A 15688-nucleotide genomic window follows, 5' to 3' on the forward strand; every position below is an offset into this window, starting at 1 on the left:
GGGCGGGCGGGGGCGGCAGCCTCGGGCGTCGGTGCCGGGCGTCGGTGCCGGGCGTCGGTGCCGGGCGTCGGTGCCGGGCGTCGCTGTCGGTGTCGCTGTCGGTGTCGGCCGTCGGTGTCGGCCGTCGGGCACCGGGCCCGGGTCGCCGCGGCGGGCAGCAGCAGCGCCCAGGCTGCGGCGGCCCCGGCCACCGGACGGCGGCGGTCACACGGGAACGTTCCCCGCCTCCGCGGCACCGAGGTCCTGACGGCCGAGGACGCGCAGCAGTTCCAGCCGCTCCGCCGTCTCCGAACCCGGGTCGGCGGTGTACACCAGCAGCAGCTGGTCCCGCCCACCGGTGGCCAGCACCTCGCAGTCGAGGTCGAGCCGGCCGACCACCGGGTGCAGGACCGTCTTGCGGCTGCTGCGCCGCACGGCGACCTCGTGCTGCTCCCAGTAGGCGGCGAACTCCTCGCCGGTGGCCCGCAGCCGGTTCAGCAGGGCGACGAGGTGCGGGTCGCCGGGCCGGGCGGCGTGGGCCGCGCGGAGGTGGGCGACATGGGCGCGGGCGAGGGCGTCGTGCTCCTCGGGCGGGAAGAGGGCGCGGGCGGCGGGGTCGGCGAACCAGCGGACCGTCACATTGCGCAGGTGAGACGCCCGGTCGGCTACGTCGCCGAGGAGCGCGGCGGCCATCGGGTTCTGGACGAGGACGTCGCCGACGTCCGAGACGACCTGGGCCGGGGTGTCGTGCAGGCGGTCCAGGATCAGCAGCAGTCCCGGGCGGATGTGGCTCAACGGGCTGTGACGGCGCGGGGGTTCGTGGCCCGCGAGGTGGAAGAGGTGGTCGCGCTCGTCGTCGGTCAGGCGCAGCGCACGGGCGAGGGCGGCGGCCAGTTGCGGCGAGGGCTGCGGACCGCGCCCCTGCTCCATCCTGGCGTAGTAGTCGACCGAGAGCCCGGCCAGTTGGGCGACCTCCTCGCGGCGCAGGCCCGGCGTGCGGCGCCTGGCACCGGGCGGCAGGCCGACGTCGGCGGGGGTGAGGCGCGCACGGCGGCGGGTGAGGAAGTCGGCGAGGGCCGGTCGGTCGATCACGCGTTCCAGCATGGCGCATCGGCTGCCTCCTCAACCAGGGACTGCCGATCCCTGGTTGAGGAGGTCTCTCCCGCCGCCGCGACAACCCCGGCAGAGTCGGTCCCGGCGGCCGGAGCTACCGGCCGCCGGACGGACGGGCGACGGGGAGTCGACGATGACGGTTTTTCTGGTGACCGGGGCAACGGGGCAGGTCGGGCGCAGGTTCGTGCCGCGGCTGGCGCAGTGGGCCGGTGCGGGTTCGGTCCGGGTGCTGGTGCGGGACGAGGCGCGGGCCGCCTCGCTGGCCGCGCTCGGCGTGCAGGTGGTGGTCGGCGACCTGCGGGAGCGGGCGGACCGGGCCCGGGCGCTGGCCGGCGCGGAGGTGGTGGTCAACGTGGCCGCCGCGCTGCGCGGGGTGACGGACGAGGAGGCGTTCGCGGTGAACCGGGACGCGGCGGTGGAGCTGGGCCGGGAGGCGGCCGGGGCCGGTGTGCGCCGGTTCGTGCACACCAGCACCAATCTCGTCTACGGACGCGGGCTGGGCCGCCCCGCGGTCGAGGCCGACCGGCTGAACCCGGACGCCGCGTGGGGCGCCTACGCCGCGTCGAAGGCCGAGGCGGAGGCGGGGCTGCGGGAGCTGGGCGACCGGCTGCCGCTGGTGGTCGCCCGGCTGGCGTTCGTCTACGGCGAGGGCGACCCGCACCTGGCGGACTCGCTGCACTGGGCCGGCCGGTGGCCCTCGCACCAGCGGCTGCCCGTGGTCCATCACGCGGACGTGGCCCAGGCGCTGTGGCGCGCGGCGGTGACGCCCGGCGTGGAGGGTCGCACGTACAACGTCGGCGACGACGCGCCGGTGACCGCCTGGGACCTGCACGAGATCAACGGCGCGCCGCAGCCGGCGGGCGCCGCCGGGCACGCCCCGGCCGACCCGGCCGACCCGTGGGAGGGACAGCTCTCGACCGCGGCGATCCGCCGGGAGCTGGGCTGGCGCCCGCTCTACCCGTCGGTGTGGACGGCCCGCGACGCCGGTGCGCTGTAGGGATCGTCCCGGGTTCCCGCCCGTCCCGCCCCCGCCCGGCCTGCCCGTCCCGCCCCCGCCCGGCCCGCCGTCCCGCGCGGCGCTCGCCGCCCGCCCGGCGCACGCCGTCCCGTCCCGCCCCGCGCCTGTCGAACCGCGTGCGGCGGACGGCACCGCGCCGGGGGCGGGCTCCGCGCGAACGGAACCCGCCCCCGGCCGTCGGCCGCTACCGCGGTGCCGGGGCGTAGCCCGCGGGCCGGGTGGTGAAGGTGCCCCGGCCCTGGGTACGGCTTCGCAACCTGGTCGCGTAGCCGAAGAGTTCGGCCAGCGGCACGGTCGCCGACACCACCGCGGTGCCGGCCCTCGGCGCCGAGCCCTGAACCCTGCCGCGGCGGGCGGCGAGGTCGCCGAGCACGCCGCCCACCGCGTCCTCGGGCACGCTCACCGTCACCTCGGCGACCGGTTCCAGGAGCAGCGGGCCGCACTTCCGCAGCGCCTCGCGCAGGGCGAGCCGCCCGGCGGTACGGAACGCCAGGTCCGAGGAGTCCTTGGGGTGGGTGGCCCCGTCGGTCAGCGTGACGAGCACGCCGGTGACGGGGTGGCCGCCCAGCGGGCCCTCGGCGAGCGCGTCCCGGCAGCCGGCCTCGACCGCCTGGACGTACTCCTTCGGCACCCGCCCGCCGGTGACGGTGGAACGGAACTCGAAGCCCTCGGCCACGTCACCGTCCAGCGGCGCCACGTCGAGCACGAGGTGGGCGAACTGGCCGGCGCCGCCCTCCTGTTTGACGTGCCGGTACACCAGGCCGCGCACACCGTCGGCGATGGTCTCCCGGTAGGCGACCTGCGGCCGCCCGACGGTGACCTCCAGACCGTGGACCCGGCGGATCTTCTCCACCGCGACCTCCAGGTGGAGTTCGCCCATGCCGGACAGCACCCGCTGGCCCGTCTCCGGGTCGGTGCGGACCACCAGCGACGGGTCCTCCTCGGCGAGCCGGGCCAGCGCCGTGGCCAGCCGGTCGGTGTCGGTGGCGCGCCGGGCCTCGACCGCGACGGTGACGACCGGATCGGCCGCGACCGTCGGTTCCAGGACCACCGGCGCGGAGGGCGCGCACAGCGTGGCGCCCGCCCGGGCCGCCTTGGCGCCGACCACCGCGACGATGTCCCCGGCCACCGCCGAACCGGTCTCCGCGTGCCGGTCGGCCTGCACCCGGAGGATCCGGGCGATCCGCTCGGTGCGTCCCGTGCCGGCGTCCAGCACCGTGTCCCCCTTCCGCAGTGTTCCGGAGTAGACGCGCAGATAGGTGAGCCGGCCGGTGGCGGTGGCGTTCACCTTGAAGACCAGCGCCGCGAACGGCCCGGCCGGGTCGGCGGCCCGCTCGACCTCCGCACCGCCGGCCGCGCCGCGCACGGCGGGTACGTCGAGCGGCGAGGGCAGGTACGCCACCACGGCCTCCAGCAGCGGTTCGATGCCCCGGTTGCGGTAGGCCGAGCCGCAGAGCACGACCACGGCCTCGCCGGTGCGGGTGAGGTCGCGCAGGGCGGCGGCCAGCGTGCCGGGGGTCAGCGACCCGCGGTCGCAGAACTCCTCCAGCGCGCCGGGATGGAGCCCGGCCACCGCCTCCTCCAGCATCCGGCGACGCAGCTCGGCCTCCTCCCGCAGCTCCTCGGGCACCGCGCCCTCCTGGTACGCGTCCGGGCCGGGCCGGTCCGCCCAGGTCAGGGCGCGCATCGTCAGCAGGTCGACCACACCGGTGAAACCGTCCTCCCGCCCGATCGGCAGCTGGACGGCCAGCGGGGCCGGGTGCAGCCGTTCGCGGATGGAGGCGACCGCCGCGTCCAGGTCGGCGCCCGCACGGTCGAGCTTGTTGACGAAGGCGATCCTCGGCACACCGTGCCGGTCGGCCTGCCGCCAGACCGACTCGCTCTGCGGCTCGACGCCCGCGACGGCGTCGAACACCGCCACCGCCCCGTCGAGCACCCGCAGCGAGCGCTCGACCTCATCGGCGAAGTCGACGTGGCCCGGGGTGTCGATCAGGTTGATCCGGTGGCCGTCCCACGCGCAGCTGACGGCCGCGGCGAAGATGGTGATGCCGCGGTCCCGCTCCTGCGGGTCGAAGTCGGTGACGGTGGTGCCGTCGTGGACCTCGCCGCGCTTGTGGGTCTCGCCGGTCAGGAAGAGGATCCGCTCGGTGACGGTGGTCTTGCCCGCGTCCACGTGGGCGAGGATGCCGAGGTTGCGGACCGTGGCGGTGGTCTGGGCGGTGCTGGTCTGCACGGCGGTGCTGGTCTGGGCGGTGCTGCTCTGCACGGCGGTGGTCTGGGTGGTGGCGGTCTGGACGGCGGTGGCGAGGTCGGTGCGCATGGCCCGGTGCCTTTCGGGGTGTTCCGGAAAAGGGCGGCGCGATTGCGGCGACAGAACAGCCTCGGCATGTGGCCGGAGAACACACGGCCGGCCGAACCCGCTCCCGCGCCCAGGACAACTGGGCCAGGAGGGAGGGTGGTTCAGGCGTTCGTCGCAGTCATCCGATGCCGGCCGCGCAGCGGGCACCGGACGCACGAGGACACCAGGATCACCTCGTACCGCGAGGAGGGAACGATGACAGCGGTGCGGTAGCGCACGACTGACCCTCCCTCTACTCGTCACGGTGGCACCGCCCCCGGAACGGCGGCGGGGTACGGCTGCGACCCGAGTCTAGGAAAGCCGCCCCCTCCCGGTCACCGGGTTTTCCGGGCCCCGGCCGCCGGCCCCGGACGAGGGAGCCCGCCACGGACGCCCCGCCGCGGACGAGGGGGCCCGCCCCGGACGCCCACCCCGGCCGTGCGCCCCGGCGTTGCCCGACCCCGCCACCGTCGGCAGGACGCCGCTTCGTAGAGTGGCGGGCATGATGCGCCCGAACCCTGTGACCGCCCGCGACGCACGGACGCTCCGCCGGTTGATCGGCGAGGCCGGACTAGCCCCGTGGGAAGGCGAGTTGACGGGGGTGGCCGAGCACGGAATCGCCCTGGGGCCACGGCCGGACGGGTTCGGGGGGCCGGAGCCGTTCTCCCGCTGCGGCGGTGTCCCGGCCGTTCCGCCCGGCTTCGTCTGGCCGCGCTCCGGGTCCGGTCCGGATGCGCTGCCGGACTGCTTCGTCGCCCAGATCGACCTGGCGGAGGTCGCCCGGGAGGACGTCAACGGGCTGCTGCCGCCCCGCGGCCTGCTCTACTTCTTCTTCCCCGGCCACGACGGCTTCGGCGGCCGTGACCCGGTGACCGTCCGCTTCCACCCGGACCGGTCCGCCGCCGACGCCGCACCGTACGACGTGGCCGCCGACCCCGCGTTCGCCGATCCCACGGCCGGGTGGGGCGCCCCGCCATGGGAGTTCACCGGCCCGCCGGCCGCGCTCTACGCCGCCGGCAAGGCGATGTCGGCACGGGTCGAACGGTTCCACGACGAGCCGCTCCTCGACCTCCCCGACGAGGCCGCGGACCGGCTGGCCGCGCTGGGCTCCGCCGCCCTCGACGTCGCGCCGGAGCACGGCGCGTACATGGTGCTGCTCGGCCCCGACCGGGAGACGGACCAGTACGTGGTCCCGCCGCACGGCGCCGGACCGGACCGGATCCTGCTCGATGCGGGAGTCCCGGACTTCACCGGGTGCGCTCTCTATTACGTCATCCGCGACGAGGACCTGGCCGCCGCCGACTTCAGCAGGGTCGAGGCCGTCACCGTCCAGCGGTGACGGATCGTCCGGGGCACCCGAAATCCCGCCTGCGCGTGGAGAGCGAGACCGGCGGTGCTATCCCCTCGAATGATCTCGGGTTTGCCGCGGCCGGGGCTCGTCGACTCACCAGCTACTACGACCCATGCCGCGTAGCCGTGGGACGTCGACGACGGACTGGGGGAGCGGATCGAGCCGGTGCTGTCAGCCGTGTCGGAGGTCCAGGCCGATGTCGAGGATTGGCGCGGAGTGCGTGAGGGCTCCGACCGCGAGGTAGTCGACACCCGTCTCGGCGTACGCGCGGGCCGTGTCGAGGGTCAGGCGGCCGGAGGACTCCAGCACCGCCCGGCCGTTGACCAGGGCCACCGCCTCGGCCGTCTCCGCCGGAGTGAAGTTGTCCAGGAGGATCAAGTCCGCGCCGGCGTCCAGGACTTCGGTGACCTGGGTGAGGGTGTCGACCTCCACCTCGATCGCGAGGTCGGGGAAGCTTTCGCGTACGAGCGTGAAGGCCTCGGCCACGCCGCCCGCCGCCACCACGTGGTTGTCCTTGACCAGGGCCGCGTTCGAGAGGGACATGCGGTGGTTGACGCCGCCGCCGCAGCGGACCGCGTACTTCTCCAGGGAGCGAAGGCCCGGGGTCGTCTTGCGGGTGTCCCGGACCTCGGCCTTGGTGCCTTCGAGTGCGTCCACCCAGCCGCTGGTGGCCGTCGCGATGCCCGAGAGGCGGCAGAGGAGGTTGAGGGCGCTGCGCTCAGCGGTGAGCAGGTCGCGGGTGCGGGTGGTGACCGAGAGGAGTTTCTGGCCCGCCTCGACGCGATCGCCGTCCTCGACGTGGCGCTCGACCTCGAGGGTGTCCGTGCAGACCACCGAGAGGACCGCTTCGGCGATGTGGATCCCGGCGACGACACCCGCCTCACGCGCGGTGAAGTCGCCTGTCGCCACGGCCTCTTCGCGGACCGTGGCGACCGTGGTGACATCCACTCCCCCGGCCAGGTCCTCACCGAGGACCATGTGCGCGATGCCCTCGACCTCGACCGGGTCCAGTCCCGCGTCCTCGAGGAGCCGGGCGAGGGAGGGGTCGAGGCCGCATACGAGGTCGCCCGCCTCGCCGCAGCCGCAGCCGTCGGCCGGGAGGAGGGGGAGGTCGGGGGTGCTCACGGTTGTGCTCATGGTGGTGCTCACGGTCGCTGCTCCTGGAGGAGGGGAGGAAAGGTCGGGGGGAATTCCGCGGTGTCCGTGGTGTGGACCGCGAGCGAGCGGTCCGGCTGCATCCGTACGACCGAGTGGCGGCGCCAGCCCGCGTCTTCGCGGTCCGGGTGGTCCTCGCGCCAGTGGCAGCCGCGGGTCTCCTCGCGGCGTTGGGCTGCGGCGACCAGGGCGCGGGCCACGCACAGGAGGTTCGTCGCCTCCCAGGCCTCGACGCCGGGGACGGCCGGCTTGCGGTCGTCGGGGGCCTCGGCGTCGGCGTCCGCCCTGATCGCTTCGAGGTGCGCGGCCGCCTCGGCGAGGCTCGCCGCGGAGCGGATCACTCCGGCGCCCCTCGTCATGATCCGCTGGATCGCGAGCCGGGACTCCGGGGCCAGGAGCGGGAGCGTGGTTCCCCCGGGGATTACCGGGTCGGTGCGCTCGCGCGCGGTCGCCGCGATGTCCTCCGCGATGCGTTCGGCGAAGACCAGGCCCTCGAGGAGGGAGTTGGAGGCGAGGCGGTTGGCGCCGTGGACCCCGGTGCACGCGACCTCGCCGCAGGCATAGAGGCCGGGGACCGTGGTGCGGCCGCGCAGGTCGGTACGGATGCCACCCGATGCGTGGTGGGCGGCCGGAAAGACGGGAATCGGCTCCGTGACCGGGTCGATGCCGTGGCTGCGGCAGGCGGCGAGGATCGTGGGGAATCGAGTCCCCCACATCTCTGCGCCGAAGTGGCGGGCGTCCAGGTACATGTGCTCGGTGCCGTGGAGCTGCATCTGGCGGGTGATGGCCTTGGCGACGATGTCACGGGGGGCCAGTTCGGCCAGTTCGTGCTGCCCGAGCATGAAGCGGGTGCCCGTCGCGTCGACCAGGTACGCGCCCTCGCCCCGTACCGCCTCGGAGACCAGGGGCTGCTGGCCCCCCGCGCCCGATCCCAGGAAGAGGACCGTGGGGTGGAACTGGACGAATTCGAGGTCGGAGATGTCGGCTCCGGCGCGCAGGGCGAGTGCCACGCCGTCTCCGGTGGAGACCGAGGGGTTGGTCGTCGCGGAGAAGACCTGGCCCATGCCGCCCGTCGCGAGGACGACGGCCGGGGCGCGGACCGCGCCGACGCCGTCGTGCCGGCCCTCGCCCATGACGTGCAGACTGACGCCGGCCGCGCGGCCTTCGGCGTCCGTCAGCAGGTCCAGGACCAGGGCGTTCTCGATCGTACGGACCACTGCGGCACGGACCGCTTCGACCAGGGCGCGGGAGACTTCCGCACCCGAGGCGTCGCCGCCCGCGTGGACGATGCGGCGGCGATGGTGGCCGCCCTCACGGGTGAGTTGGAGGTCGCCCTCGGGCGAGGTGTCGAAGTGGGCGCCGGTGGCGATGAGGCGGCGCACCGCGTCGGGACCCTCGGTGACCAGGGCACGGACCGCGTTCTCGTCGCAGAGTCCGGCCCCCGCGACCAGCGTGTCGTCCAAGTGCTGCTGAGGGGAGTCGCCCTCGCCGAGCGCGGCCGCGATGCCGCCCTGGGCCCAGCGGGTGGAGCCCTCGTCCAGGCGGGCCTTGGTGACGACCACGGTGCGCAGGCCGGCTGCCGTACAGCGGAGGGCGGCGGTGAGGCCTGCCACGCCGGAGCCGACGACCACGACGTCCGCGTCGATCGACCAGCCCGGGGCCGGTGCGTGCAGGCGTATGCCGGTCGCGGCTCCTGTCCCGGCTCCTGTTGCGGTTCCTGTTGCGGTCACCGGGTGCCCCCGAAGGTGAGCGGGACGGTGTCGATGAGACGGGTGGTGCCGACCCTGGCGGCCACCGCGAGGACCTCCTCGCCGGTGTGGCCGTCGGGGGCCCCGGTGAAGTCGGAGGGATTGATGAGGGCCGGGTGGCCGGGGGTGCGCCCGGCCTCGGCGAGGAGCTGGCGGGCGGCGGCGCGCACGGCCGCGGGGGCCGGGATCTCCGCGGCGCCGGCGAGTGTGTGGGTGCCGGCGAGTGTGTGGGTGCCGGCTGCGGCGCGGGCCTCGCCCAGCGCGGGGAGGGCGGCGGTTCTCGTACGGGTGGCCGGGACCACCTCCCTCCGTGCACGTTCGCGGGCATCGTGCGCGCGAGCAGCGCGCCGGCCTGGTGGGCGTAAGACGGTTCCAGCAAGGGCTGTTCGCGACATCGGCGCTCCCGTTGAGGTTGTTTCTAAATTAGAAACACGGGGTGGATGCTAGTGTTTCGAATAACGGAACGCAAGGAGGGTCATGCCGACACCGCGCCCAGGAACACCGGTTCGTGGATCGACTACCGGCCGTCCGATCATGGCCGCGATGGATCTCTTCGGCCGCCGATGGGCGCTGCGAATCATCTGGGAGCTGCGGGCGGGGCCGGTCGGTGCGCGTGAGCTGCTGACACGGTGCGCAGGCCTGTCATCCAGCGTCCTCTACCAGCGGCTTCGCGAACTCACGTCAGGCGGGATCATCGCCTCCTCAGCAGATGGCTACGAGCTCACTCAGCTGGGGACAACACTCGGCCACGCCCTCCGTCCGCTCAACGAATGGGCGAACACCTGGGCGCAGGCGCAAGAGCAGAACGACCAGGATCCCGTGGAGGGATGAAGGTCGCTCGCTCTTCGATCGTTTCCGGTCTGGGCCCGGTTGTGCGAGGAACTGTCGCACGCTGACGACCGCGTTGCCCGGGGCCCGTCAGCTGCACGAACTCCTGACTGAAATCGATCCCGTTCTTCACCCCGCTCATGACTCCTCCGGTCGATCATGTGACTGTCGCCGGTCTTGCTCGTTGGCTCGGGGCATGGGGCGGGGTGATCCGACGGATGCCGCGTGGGAACGGTTGCGGCCGCTCCCTCCGGTCGGCAACAGGCGTTGCGGCCGGTGGCGCGACCGTCGGCCAAGGGCACGGGGAAATTCGGTTGCCGCGGGCCGCCCTCTCGATCATGATCTCCCGCATGGACTTTTGATGACTGCCACGTAGTACGTACCTGTCGCGCGATCGACCTCGGAGCCTGACGACCCGGCCCCGGGGCGATGGGTCGCGCCCCTCGTGAGCATCCGTCAGAGAGCGGGAGCCGCCGAGTGAGTTCGGCATGCCCTCCTGCTGAGTCCTGAAAGCATCCAACACACATGAATACCGACCGCAAGGCCCTGTGGGCCGTGCGTCAGTCCGCCCTGCCCGCCGTCGTCCGGCCCTGCCCGGACTGCCCCGGCATGCGGCACCGCGCCTCGGGGAAGATCCGCGTCAACGCGAGCGGCAAGCTGCTCGACGTCTGGCTGCTGCTGAGCTGCGCGACGTGCGACCGGACCTCGAAGGTGCCCGTCCACGAGCGCGTCCACGTCTCGACGCTGGAGCCGGCCCGGCTGGTGGCGTACGAGATCAACGACCCGGCAGCGGTGGGGGAGGTGGTGATGAGCGCGTCGCTCGCGGCGAAGAACCGGTACCGGCTCGACTGGACCGGGACGTGGGAGCTGGAGACCCGCATGCCGCTGTACGCGCTCGACGACCCGAACCCGCTCTCGGTGCAGGTGCACTTCGAGCTGCCCGCGCCGGTCCGGGTGGAGCGGCTGCTCCAGCTCGGTCTCGGCCTGAGCCGGGCCGAGGTGCGCCGTCTGGTCGCGGACGGGCGCATTCGCCTGCCGTTCGCGCCGGACGCCAAGGCGCACCAGGACTTCGAACTCACCATCCACGGACCCGGTTCCGTCGATGCGGCCAAGCACGCGAAGTCCCTCGATGCGGCCGACGCCGAACGCACCGACCTGGCTCGGATCGGGCTGCCGCCCGCACCCGGCCGGGAGCTCCCACGCCGGGCCGCGGCGGCTGGGACCAGTCCGGTCGATCATGTGCGGAGCCAGATGACGAGGGCGGCTGCGGTGACGGTTCCGAGGTAGGCGTATCCGCGTTCGTCGAATCGGGTCCCGACTGCTCTGGCGTGCTTGAGCTTGTCGATGGCCCGTTCGACGGTGTTCCGGTTCTTGTACCGCTCCAGGTCGAATGCCGGTGGCCGCCCTCCACGCGATTCCTTGCGCTGGCGGGCGGCCAGGCTGTCGGGCTTCCTGCGGGGCCCGCCCGGGCCGATCCGCGGGACACGGAGCTTATCCAGCACCGGCTCGAACGACGTGCAGTCCGCCCGCTGCCCTGGTGTGATGATCAGGGACAGCGGGCGGCAGCAGCCGTCCGCACTCGGGTGGACCTTGGTGGTGAACCCCCCGCATGCGGCCGGCGCCCGTGCCGAGGCCGCCGCCGGCTGCGCCTGCCTTGCCTTCCCGCCCCTGCCTCGTCCTCGGGCCGGCACCCGGTGCTCGCCAGGCTACGAAGAGCAACGGTCAAGACTCGTGGATGAGTTGGCTGCGGTCAGTATCGGCCGGGCTGTTTCAGGCCGGCCCGGGCTGCGTTACGGATCCGCTTGGTGCGACCGCGGTCGGCGAGGATCTCAAGAGCGGCGGCGTTCGGCGCTGCGGCCGTCAGAAGCCGAACCCAGTCGGAAGACCAAGGCGTCGTCCTGCAAGGCGTCGCCGTGCAGTGCGTCGTCCTGAAAGGCGTCGCCGTGCAGTGCGTCGCGGTGCTTCATGCGGCCTTCTCCTGTCGCTCGACCAGCGAGCCGTTCTCGAACGTGGCGCCCGTCCGGACGGGGCACGCGGTGGCGCCGGTGACCGCGCGCAGGCGGGCCCGGATCCGCCGAACTTCAGTTCGTCCGCGGTGATCGCTAGTGTGCCCCGGTGAACAGCAGTGACAACCTCCCCGTCCAGGACCGCCCCACGCCGCAGAAGCCGGTGTGGCCGCGTAACCTGGCGCTCTCGCTCGCCGCGGCCGCCGCCGCGTTCGGCGTGATGAAGACGATCGAACCCGCCGAGGGCGGCACGGGCCGTGCCGCGGCCGCTCCCTCCCCGGCCTCCGCCTCCCCTGCCGCCCGCCCGGCGGTGCCGCTGGACCAGGCGTTCCCCGCCGAGGTGAAGGGCCCCTCCGGCGCGGTGTACACCCGGGTGACCGCGAAGGCTCTCGACTCCTGCGCCCCCGAGGGCTCCGTCGGCCCCCTGCTGAGCGAACTGGTCAGGAAGAGCAAGGGCTGCGTCGGCCACCAGACCGCGCTCTACACGGACGCCCAGAACAACCGGTTCAGCCTCTCCGTCCTCACCATGCAGGACCCCAGGGACACCGCCCACCTGCTCGCCCAGCTGTCCATGGCCTTCGGCGACCAGCAGGTGTCCCCCCAGACCCCGCCGCCGGGCTGGGGGCTGCCGGCGCTGCCCGCCGGCAGCGGGAAGGTCCAGGCGTTCAGCGGCATCGGGCGCGCGTTGGTGGTGGGCCTCGGTCAGTGGTCGGACGGGCGGACGGCCGATTTCCAGAAGCTCACCGACCGGCTCAGCCCCCTGCTGGACGGCGTCACCGACAAGGTCGCCGCCCACGAGGCACCGCCGACGGCCGGCACGGCCGCTGCTTCGCCGTCGGCCACCCACCCCGCCGGCCCGTCGGCCACCCCGTCGGCCGGCAAGCCGGCAACCCCGTCGGCCACCGCATCGACCATCAGGCCGGCCACCCCCTCGGGCCCCTCGGCCGGTCCGTCGGCCGGCGCCTCGGGCGGCCCCTCGACCGGTCCGTCGGCCACCAGGCGCCCGGGGGCCTGACCCGGTGATTCCGGCCGTTCCCCGCGATACGGTCCGTCCGTGACGGAGAACGGTTGGGACATCGTGTTGCTCGGCGGGGCGTCGGGCGTCGGCAAGAGCCGGGCGGCCGCGCGACTGGCCGGGGCGTCGGGCGCGTTCGTGGTGGAGTTCGACGACGTGGTCAGCGCCGTCCAGGAGACCACCACGGCCGCCCAGCACCCGCAGCTCCACCTCTTCGCGGGCCTGCCCGACCCCGACGGTCTCCCCGCCGCGCAGGTGTTGGAGCTCCAGATCGCCACCGCCCGCGCCCTGGAGCCCGCGCTGCTGGGCGTCGTGCGCAACCGGCTCACGGTCGACGTGCCCGCCGTGGTCGAGGGCGACTACCTCACCCCGGCCGCCGCCGCGCTGGCCGTCGAGGCCGGGCGGGCGGCCGGGCGCAGCGTCCGGGCGGTGTTCCTGCACGAACCGGACGCGGCCCGGATCACCGCCAACTACGCCGCGCGCGAGCCGGGGTCCGGCACCCAGGCACAGCGGGCCGAGGTCAGCTCCCGCTACTCGCACTGGCTCGCCGGACAGGCCCGCCGGTACGCCCTCCCGGTGGTGGCCTGCCGCCCCTGGGACACGCTCGACGCGCGGCTGGGCGCGGCCCTGCGAACGGATTCGCCGGCCCCGGCGGGCTCGCGCGCGCTCGGTACTCCGGCTGAGGTTCGGTACGTGTCCTAGGGATGTTGCCCATCGTCGCTGGTAGTGGCATCGCTGGGCGGTGTGCTGGTGGTGCGGTACTGGGCCCACCTCGGGAAAGACCCCTGTCGATCACGGTAGGGGGATTTGGCACCCACGGTTGACACCGATCCTCTGGCTACCCGCTCCTGCCGTTGGCTAGAGGCGTGTCGCGGTGCGGACCAGGTCGGCGACGGCTTTGGACCTGCTGTGTGGTGGCCAGGCGATGACGGTCGTGACAGCCGGTGCGTCCGGCACCGGCACCGTCGCATGATGGTCGCGCAGGTGGGCCCGGAGGGACTCGGGCACGACCGCGCAGGCCCGTCCGAGCGCGATCAGCTGGAACAGCTGGGTGTGGTCGCGCACCTGCGGGCCGGGTCCGTCCGGATAGCCCCCGCCCCGTCGAGGCCAGCGCGGCAGGGGCAGGTCCGTCAGGGTGGTGACCTCGGCCATCGACATATGGGGCCGGCCGGCCAAGGGGTGTCCCGCGGGCAGGACCACGACCTGCTGTTCGGTGTGCAGGTCCTCGGTGTCGAGTCCGGCCGTCGTGTCGAAGGGCCGATGGAGCAGAGCAACGTCGGCACGCCCGTCGCGCAGCAGCCCTTCCTGTTCGCCGGGCCCGCACAGCACCACCTCGACGGCGACCGCGCCGGGCTCGGCGGCGTAGGCGTCCAGCAGCTTCGACAGCAGTTCGCTGGACGCTCCGGCCTTCGTGGCAAGCACCAGACCGGGCAGCTCGGCAGCTGCGCGGCGGGTGCGGCGCTCGGCGGCTTCGACCGCGTCGAGTGCGACCCGGGCCTCCCGCAGAAGCACCGACCCGGCCTCGGTCAAGGTGACTGCGCGAGCAGCGCGGTGCAGCAGAACCACTCCGAGCCGCCGCTCGAGCTGCTGGATCGCCCGCGACAGCGGTGGTTGCGCCATGGCGAGCCGCTGCGCCGCCCGCCCGAAGTGCAACTCCTCCGCGACGGCGACGAAGTATCGCAACTCCCGCGTCTCCACCGCGTCATCGTATACGGCGCTCACCACGACCGATATCCGTACGGTATCGCCGCCCACCCAGTCGGTCTTGGACGTCCCACCCGAGTCCGCACCACGATGGACGACATGAGTGAACGGACGATCGCACTGGTGACCGGTGCGAACAAAGGAATCGGATACGAGATCGCGGCGGGCCTGGGCGCCCTCGGCTGGCGCATCGGCGTGGGCGCGCGGGACCAACAGCGCCGCGACACCGCGGTGGAGAAGCTGCGCGCGGCCGGGACCGACGCGTTCGGCGTTCCGCTCGACGTGGCGGACGACGCAAGTGTGGCCGCCGCGGCCGAGCTGATCGCCGACCGCGTCGGAGGGCTCGACGTCCTGGTCAACAACGCCGCGATCACCGGTGCTATGCCGCAGACGCCCACCACGGTCGATCCCGCGACCGTACGAGCCGTCGTGGAGACCAACGTGATCGGGGTCATCCGCGTCACCAACGCGATGCTGCCCATGCTGCGCGGCTCGGCATCGCCGCGGATCGTGAACATGTCCAGCAGCGTCGGCTCGCTCACCCTGCAGACCACGCCCGGCATCGACATAGGCCCGGTTTCCGCTGCGTACTCGGCGTCCAAGACCTTCCTCAACGCCGTCACCGTCCAATACGCCAAGGAACTGAGCGACACCGACATCCTGATCAACTCCGGCTGTCCCGGCTTCACCGCCACCGACCTCAACGGCTTCCGGGGCGTCCGCACTGCCCACCAGGGCGCGGCGATCGCGATTCACCTCGCGACCCTGCCCGACGACGGACCGACCGGCGGATTCTTCGACGACGCCGGAACAGTGGCCTGGTGACAGGCTCACCGGCCCCTGGTGGTCCAGTCGAGGCGTGCTGCTTGTGAGGCCGGAGGGGCCGGCGAGACGTGGCGGCCACCGCAGATGACGGCGATGTCCCGACGCCGGCCGGCCGCGGTGCGGTGCACGGAGGGGCCGGGCCCTCCGCCTCCCACCGGCAGCGGGCCGACGACCCGTCGGTCAGTCCGCCCGCTCGTCGTCGTAGGCCTCGCGGGCGGCCAGCACCTCGGGCATGTACTGCTCGGCCCACGCCTTGATCGACTGCATCAGCGGGAGCAGGCCGGTCCCGAGCGGGGTGAGCGCGTAGTCGACCCGGGCCGGCACCGAGGGCGTGACGGTCCGGGTGAGCAGGCCGTCGCGTTCGAGGGCCCGGAGGGTCTGGGTGAGCATCTTCTCGCTCACGCCGGCGAGGCGTCGGCGCAGGTCGCTGTAGCGCAGGGGGCCGTCGGCGAGGGCGTTGACGACCAGGCTGACCCACTTGTCGCCGATCCGGTCGAGCAGTTGCCGGGCCGGGCACTCGGCGAGGTACGCGTCGAAGCCGGCGCGCTCGGCCGCTCGGCGCTGGGCGGCGGTCGTGGTGGCCATGGGCTCTCCTCCCCGTACGGTAC

General features: G+C 73.6%; 15 protein-coding genes. 7 read left to right on the plus strand and 8 right to left on the minus strand.

Annotated elements, in window-relative coordinates; genetic code table 11:
* Positions 1-204 precede the first annotated feature (204 nt).
* Positions 205-1068 (minus strand): helix-turn-helix transcriptional regulator, encoded by an 864-nt coding sequence (locus J5Y04_RS07480; protein WP_209411108.1) that lies wholly within the window; start codon positions 1066-1068, stop codon positions 205-207.
* Between the two features lie 157 nt (positions 1069-1225).
* Between J5Y04_RS07480 and J5Y04_RS07485 the strand changes: the two genes are divergently transcribed.
* Positions 1226-2089 carry an NAD(P)-dependent oxidoreductase gene (locus J5Y04_RS07485; protein ID WP_209411029.1) on the plus strand — a complete coding sequence of 288 codons (864 nt, stop codon included), beginning with the start codon at positions 1226-1228 and terminating at the stop codon, positions 2087-2089.
* 205 nt (positions 2090-2294) lie between these two features.
* Here the strand turns inward: J5Y04_RS07485 and fusA are convergent, their stop codons facing one another.
* Positions 2295-4430 (minus strand): elongation factor G, encoded by a 2136-nt coding sequence (gene fusA, locus J5Y04_RS07490; protein ID WP_209411030.1) that lies wholly within the window; start codon positions 4428-4430, stop codon positions 2295-2297.
* A gap of 520 nt (positions 4431-4950) precedes the next feature.
* Between fusA and J5Y04_RS07495 the strand changes: the two genes are divergently transcribed.
* Positions 4951-5787 (plus strand): DUF1963 domain-containing protein, encoded by an 837-nt coding sequence (locus tag J5Y04_RS07495; RefSeq protein WP_209411031.1) that lies wholly within the window; start codon positions 4951-4953, stop codon positions 5785-5787.
* A gap of 183 nt (positions 5788-5970) precedes the next feature.
* Here the strand turns inward: J5Y04_RS07495 and nadC are convergent, their stop codons facing one another.
* Genes nadC through J5Y04_RS07510 form a run of 3 tightly spaced genes read right to left on the minus strand, consistent with a single transcriptional unit; the run spans position 5971 to position 9004 of the window.
* Positions 5971-6924, minus strand: a complete 954-nt coding sequence (gene nadC, locus J5Y04_RS07500; RefSeq protein WP_374105960.1) for a carboxylating nicotinate-nucleotide diphosphorylase — start codon at positions 6922-6924, stop codon at positions 5971-5973.
* Positions 6925-6944: 20 nt separating this feature from the next.
* Positions 6945-8684, minus strand: a complete 1740-nt coding sequence (locus tag J5Y04_RS07505) for an L-aspartate oxidase (protein WP_209411032.1) — start codon at positions 8682-8684, stop codon at positions 6945-6947.
* The gene (locus J5Y04_RS07510; RefSeq protein ID WP_209411033.1) at positions 8681-9004 is read right to left on the minus strand and encodes a hypothetical protein; all 324 of its coding nucleotides are present in this window, start codon (positions 9002-9004) and stop codon (positions 8681-8683) included. Before J5Y04_RS07510 ends, J5Y04_RS07505 begins: the two co-directional genes overlap by 4 nt.
* Positions 9005-9236: 232 nt before the next feature.
* Between J5Y04_RS07510 and J5Y04_RS07515 the strand changes: the two genes are divergently transcribed.
* A complete protein-coding gene (locus tag J5Y04_RS07515; protein WP_209411034.1) occupies positions 9237-9533 on the plus strand; it encodes a helix-turn-helix domain-containing protein in 297 nt (98 codons plus the stop codon).
* 522 nt (positions 9534-10055) lie between these two features.
* A complete protein-coding gene (locus J5Y04_RS07520) occupies positions 10056-10817 on the plus strand; it encodes a DUF1062 domain-containing protein (protein WP_209411035.1) in 762 nt (253 codons plus the stop codon).
* Between the two features lie 542 nt (positions 10818-11359).
* Here J5Y04_RS07520 and J5Y04_RS07530 read toward each other — a convergent pair.
* Positions 11360-11497 carry a hypothetical protein gene (locus tag J5Y04_RS07530; RefSeq protein WP_209411037.1) on the minus strand — a complete coding sequence of 46 codons (138 nt, stop codon included), beginning with the start codon at positions 11495-11497 and terminating at the stop codon, positions 11360-11362.
* Positions 11498-11645: 148 nt separating this feature from the next.
* On the opposite strand from J5Y04_RS07530, the gene J5Y04_RS07535 reads away from it, so the two are divergent.
* On the plus strand, positions 11646-12551 hold the full coding sequence (locus tag J5Y04_RS07535) for a hypothetical protein (RefSeq protein ID WP_209411038.1): 906 nt from the start codon (positions 11646-11648) through the stop codon (positions 12549-12551).
* 39 nt (positions 12552-12590) lie between these two features.
* Positions 12591-13253: an AAA family ATPase gene (locus tag J5Y04_RS07540; protein ID WP_209411039.1), complete on the plus strand. Its 663-nt coding sequence runs from the start codon at positions 12591-12593 to the stop codon at positions 13251-13253.
* A 156-nt stretch (positions 13254-13409) separates the two neighbouring features.
* On the opposite strand, the gene J5Y04_RS07545 is transcribed toward J5Y04_RS07540, so the two are convergent.
* Entirely contained in the window at positions 13410-14249 is an 840-nt protein-coding gene (locus tag J5Y04_RS07545) for a LysR family transcriptional regulator (RefSeq protein WP_209411110.1), read from the minus strand.
* A 105-nt stretch (positions 14250-14354) separates the two neighbouring features.
* On the opposite strand from J5Y04_RS07545, the gene J5Y04_RS07550 reads away from it, so the two are divergent.
* Complete coding sequence (locus tag J5Y04_RS07550; RefSeq protein WP_209411040.1) at positions 14355-15080, plus strand: SDR family NAD(P)-dependent oxidoreductase; 726 nt, start codon at positions 14355-14357, stop codon at positions 15078-15080.
* 180 nt (positions 15081-15260) lie between these two features.
* Here J5Y04_RS07550 and J5Y04_RS07555 read toward each other — a convergent pair whose 3' ends face one another.
* Positions 15261-15665: a helix-turn-helix domain-containing protein gene (locus tag J5Y04_RS07555; protein WP_209411041.1), complete on the minus strand. Its 405-nt coding sequence runs from the start codon at positions 15663-15665 to the stop codon at positions 15261-15263.
* Positions 15666-15688 lie beyond the last annotated feature (23 nt).

Origin of the sequence: Kitasatospora sp. RG8 (assembly GCF_017813315.1) — a bacterium.
Taxonomy (GTDB): domain Bacteria; phylum Actinomycetota; class Actinomycetes; order Streptomycetales; family Streptomycetaceae; genus Kitasatospora.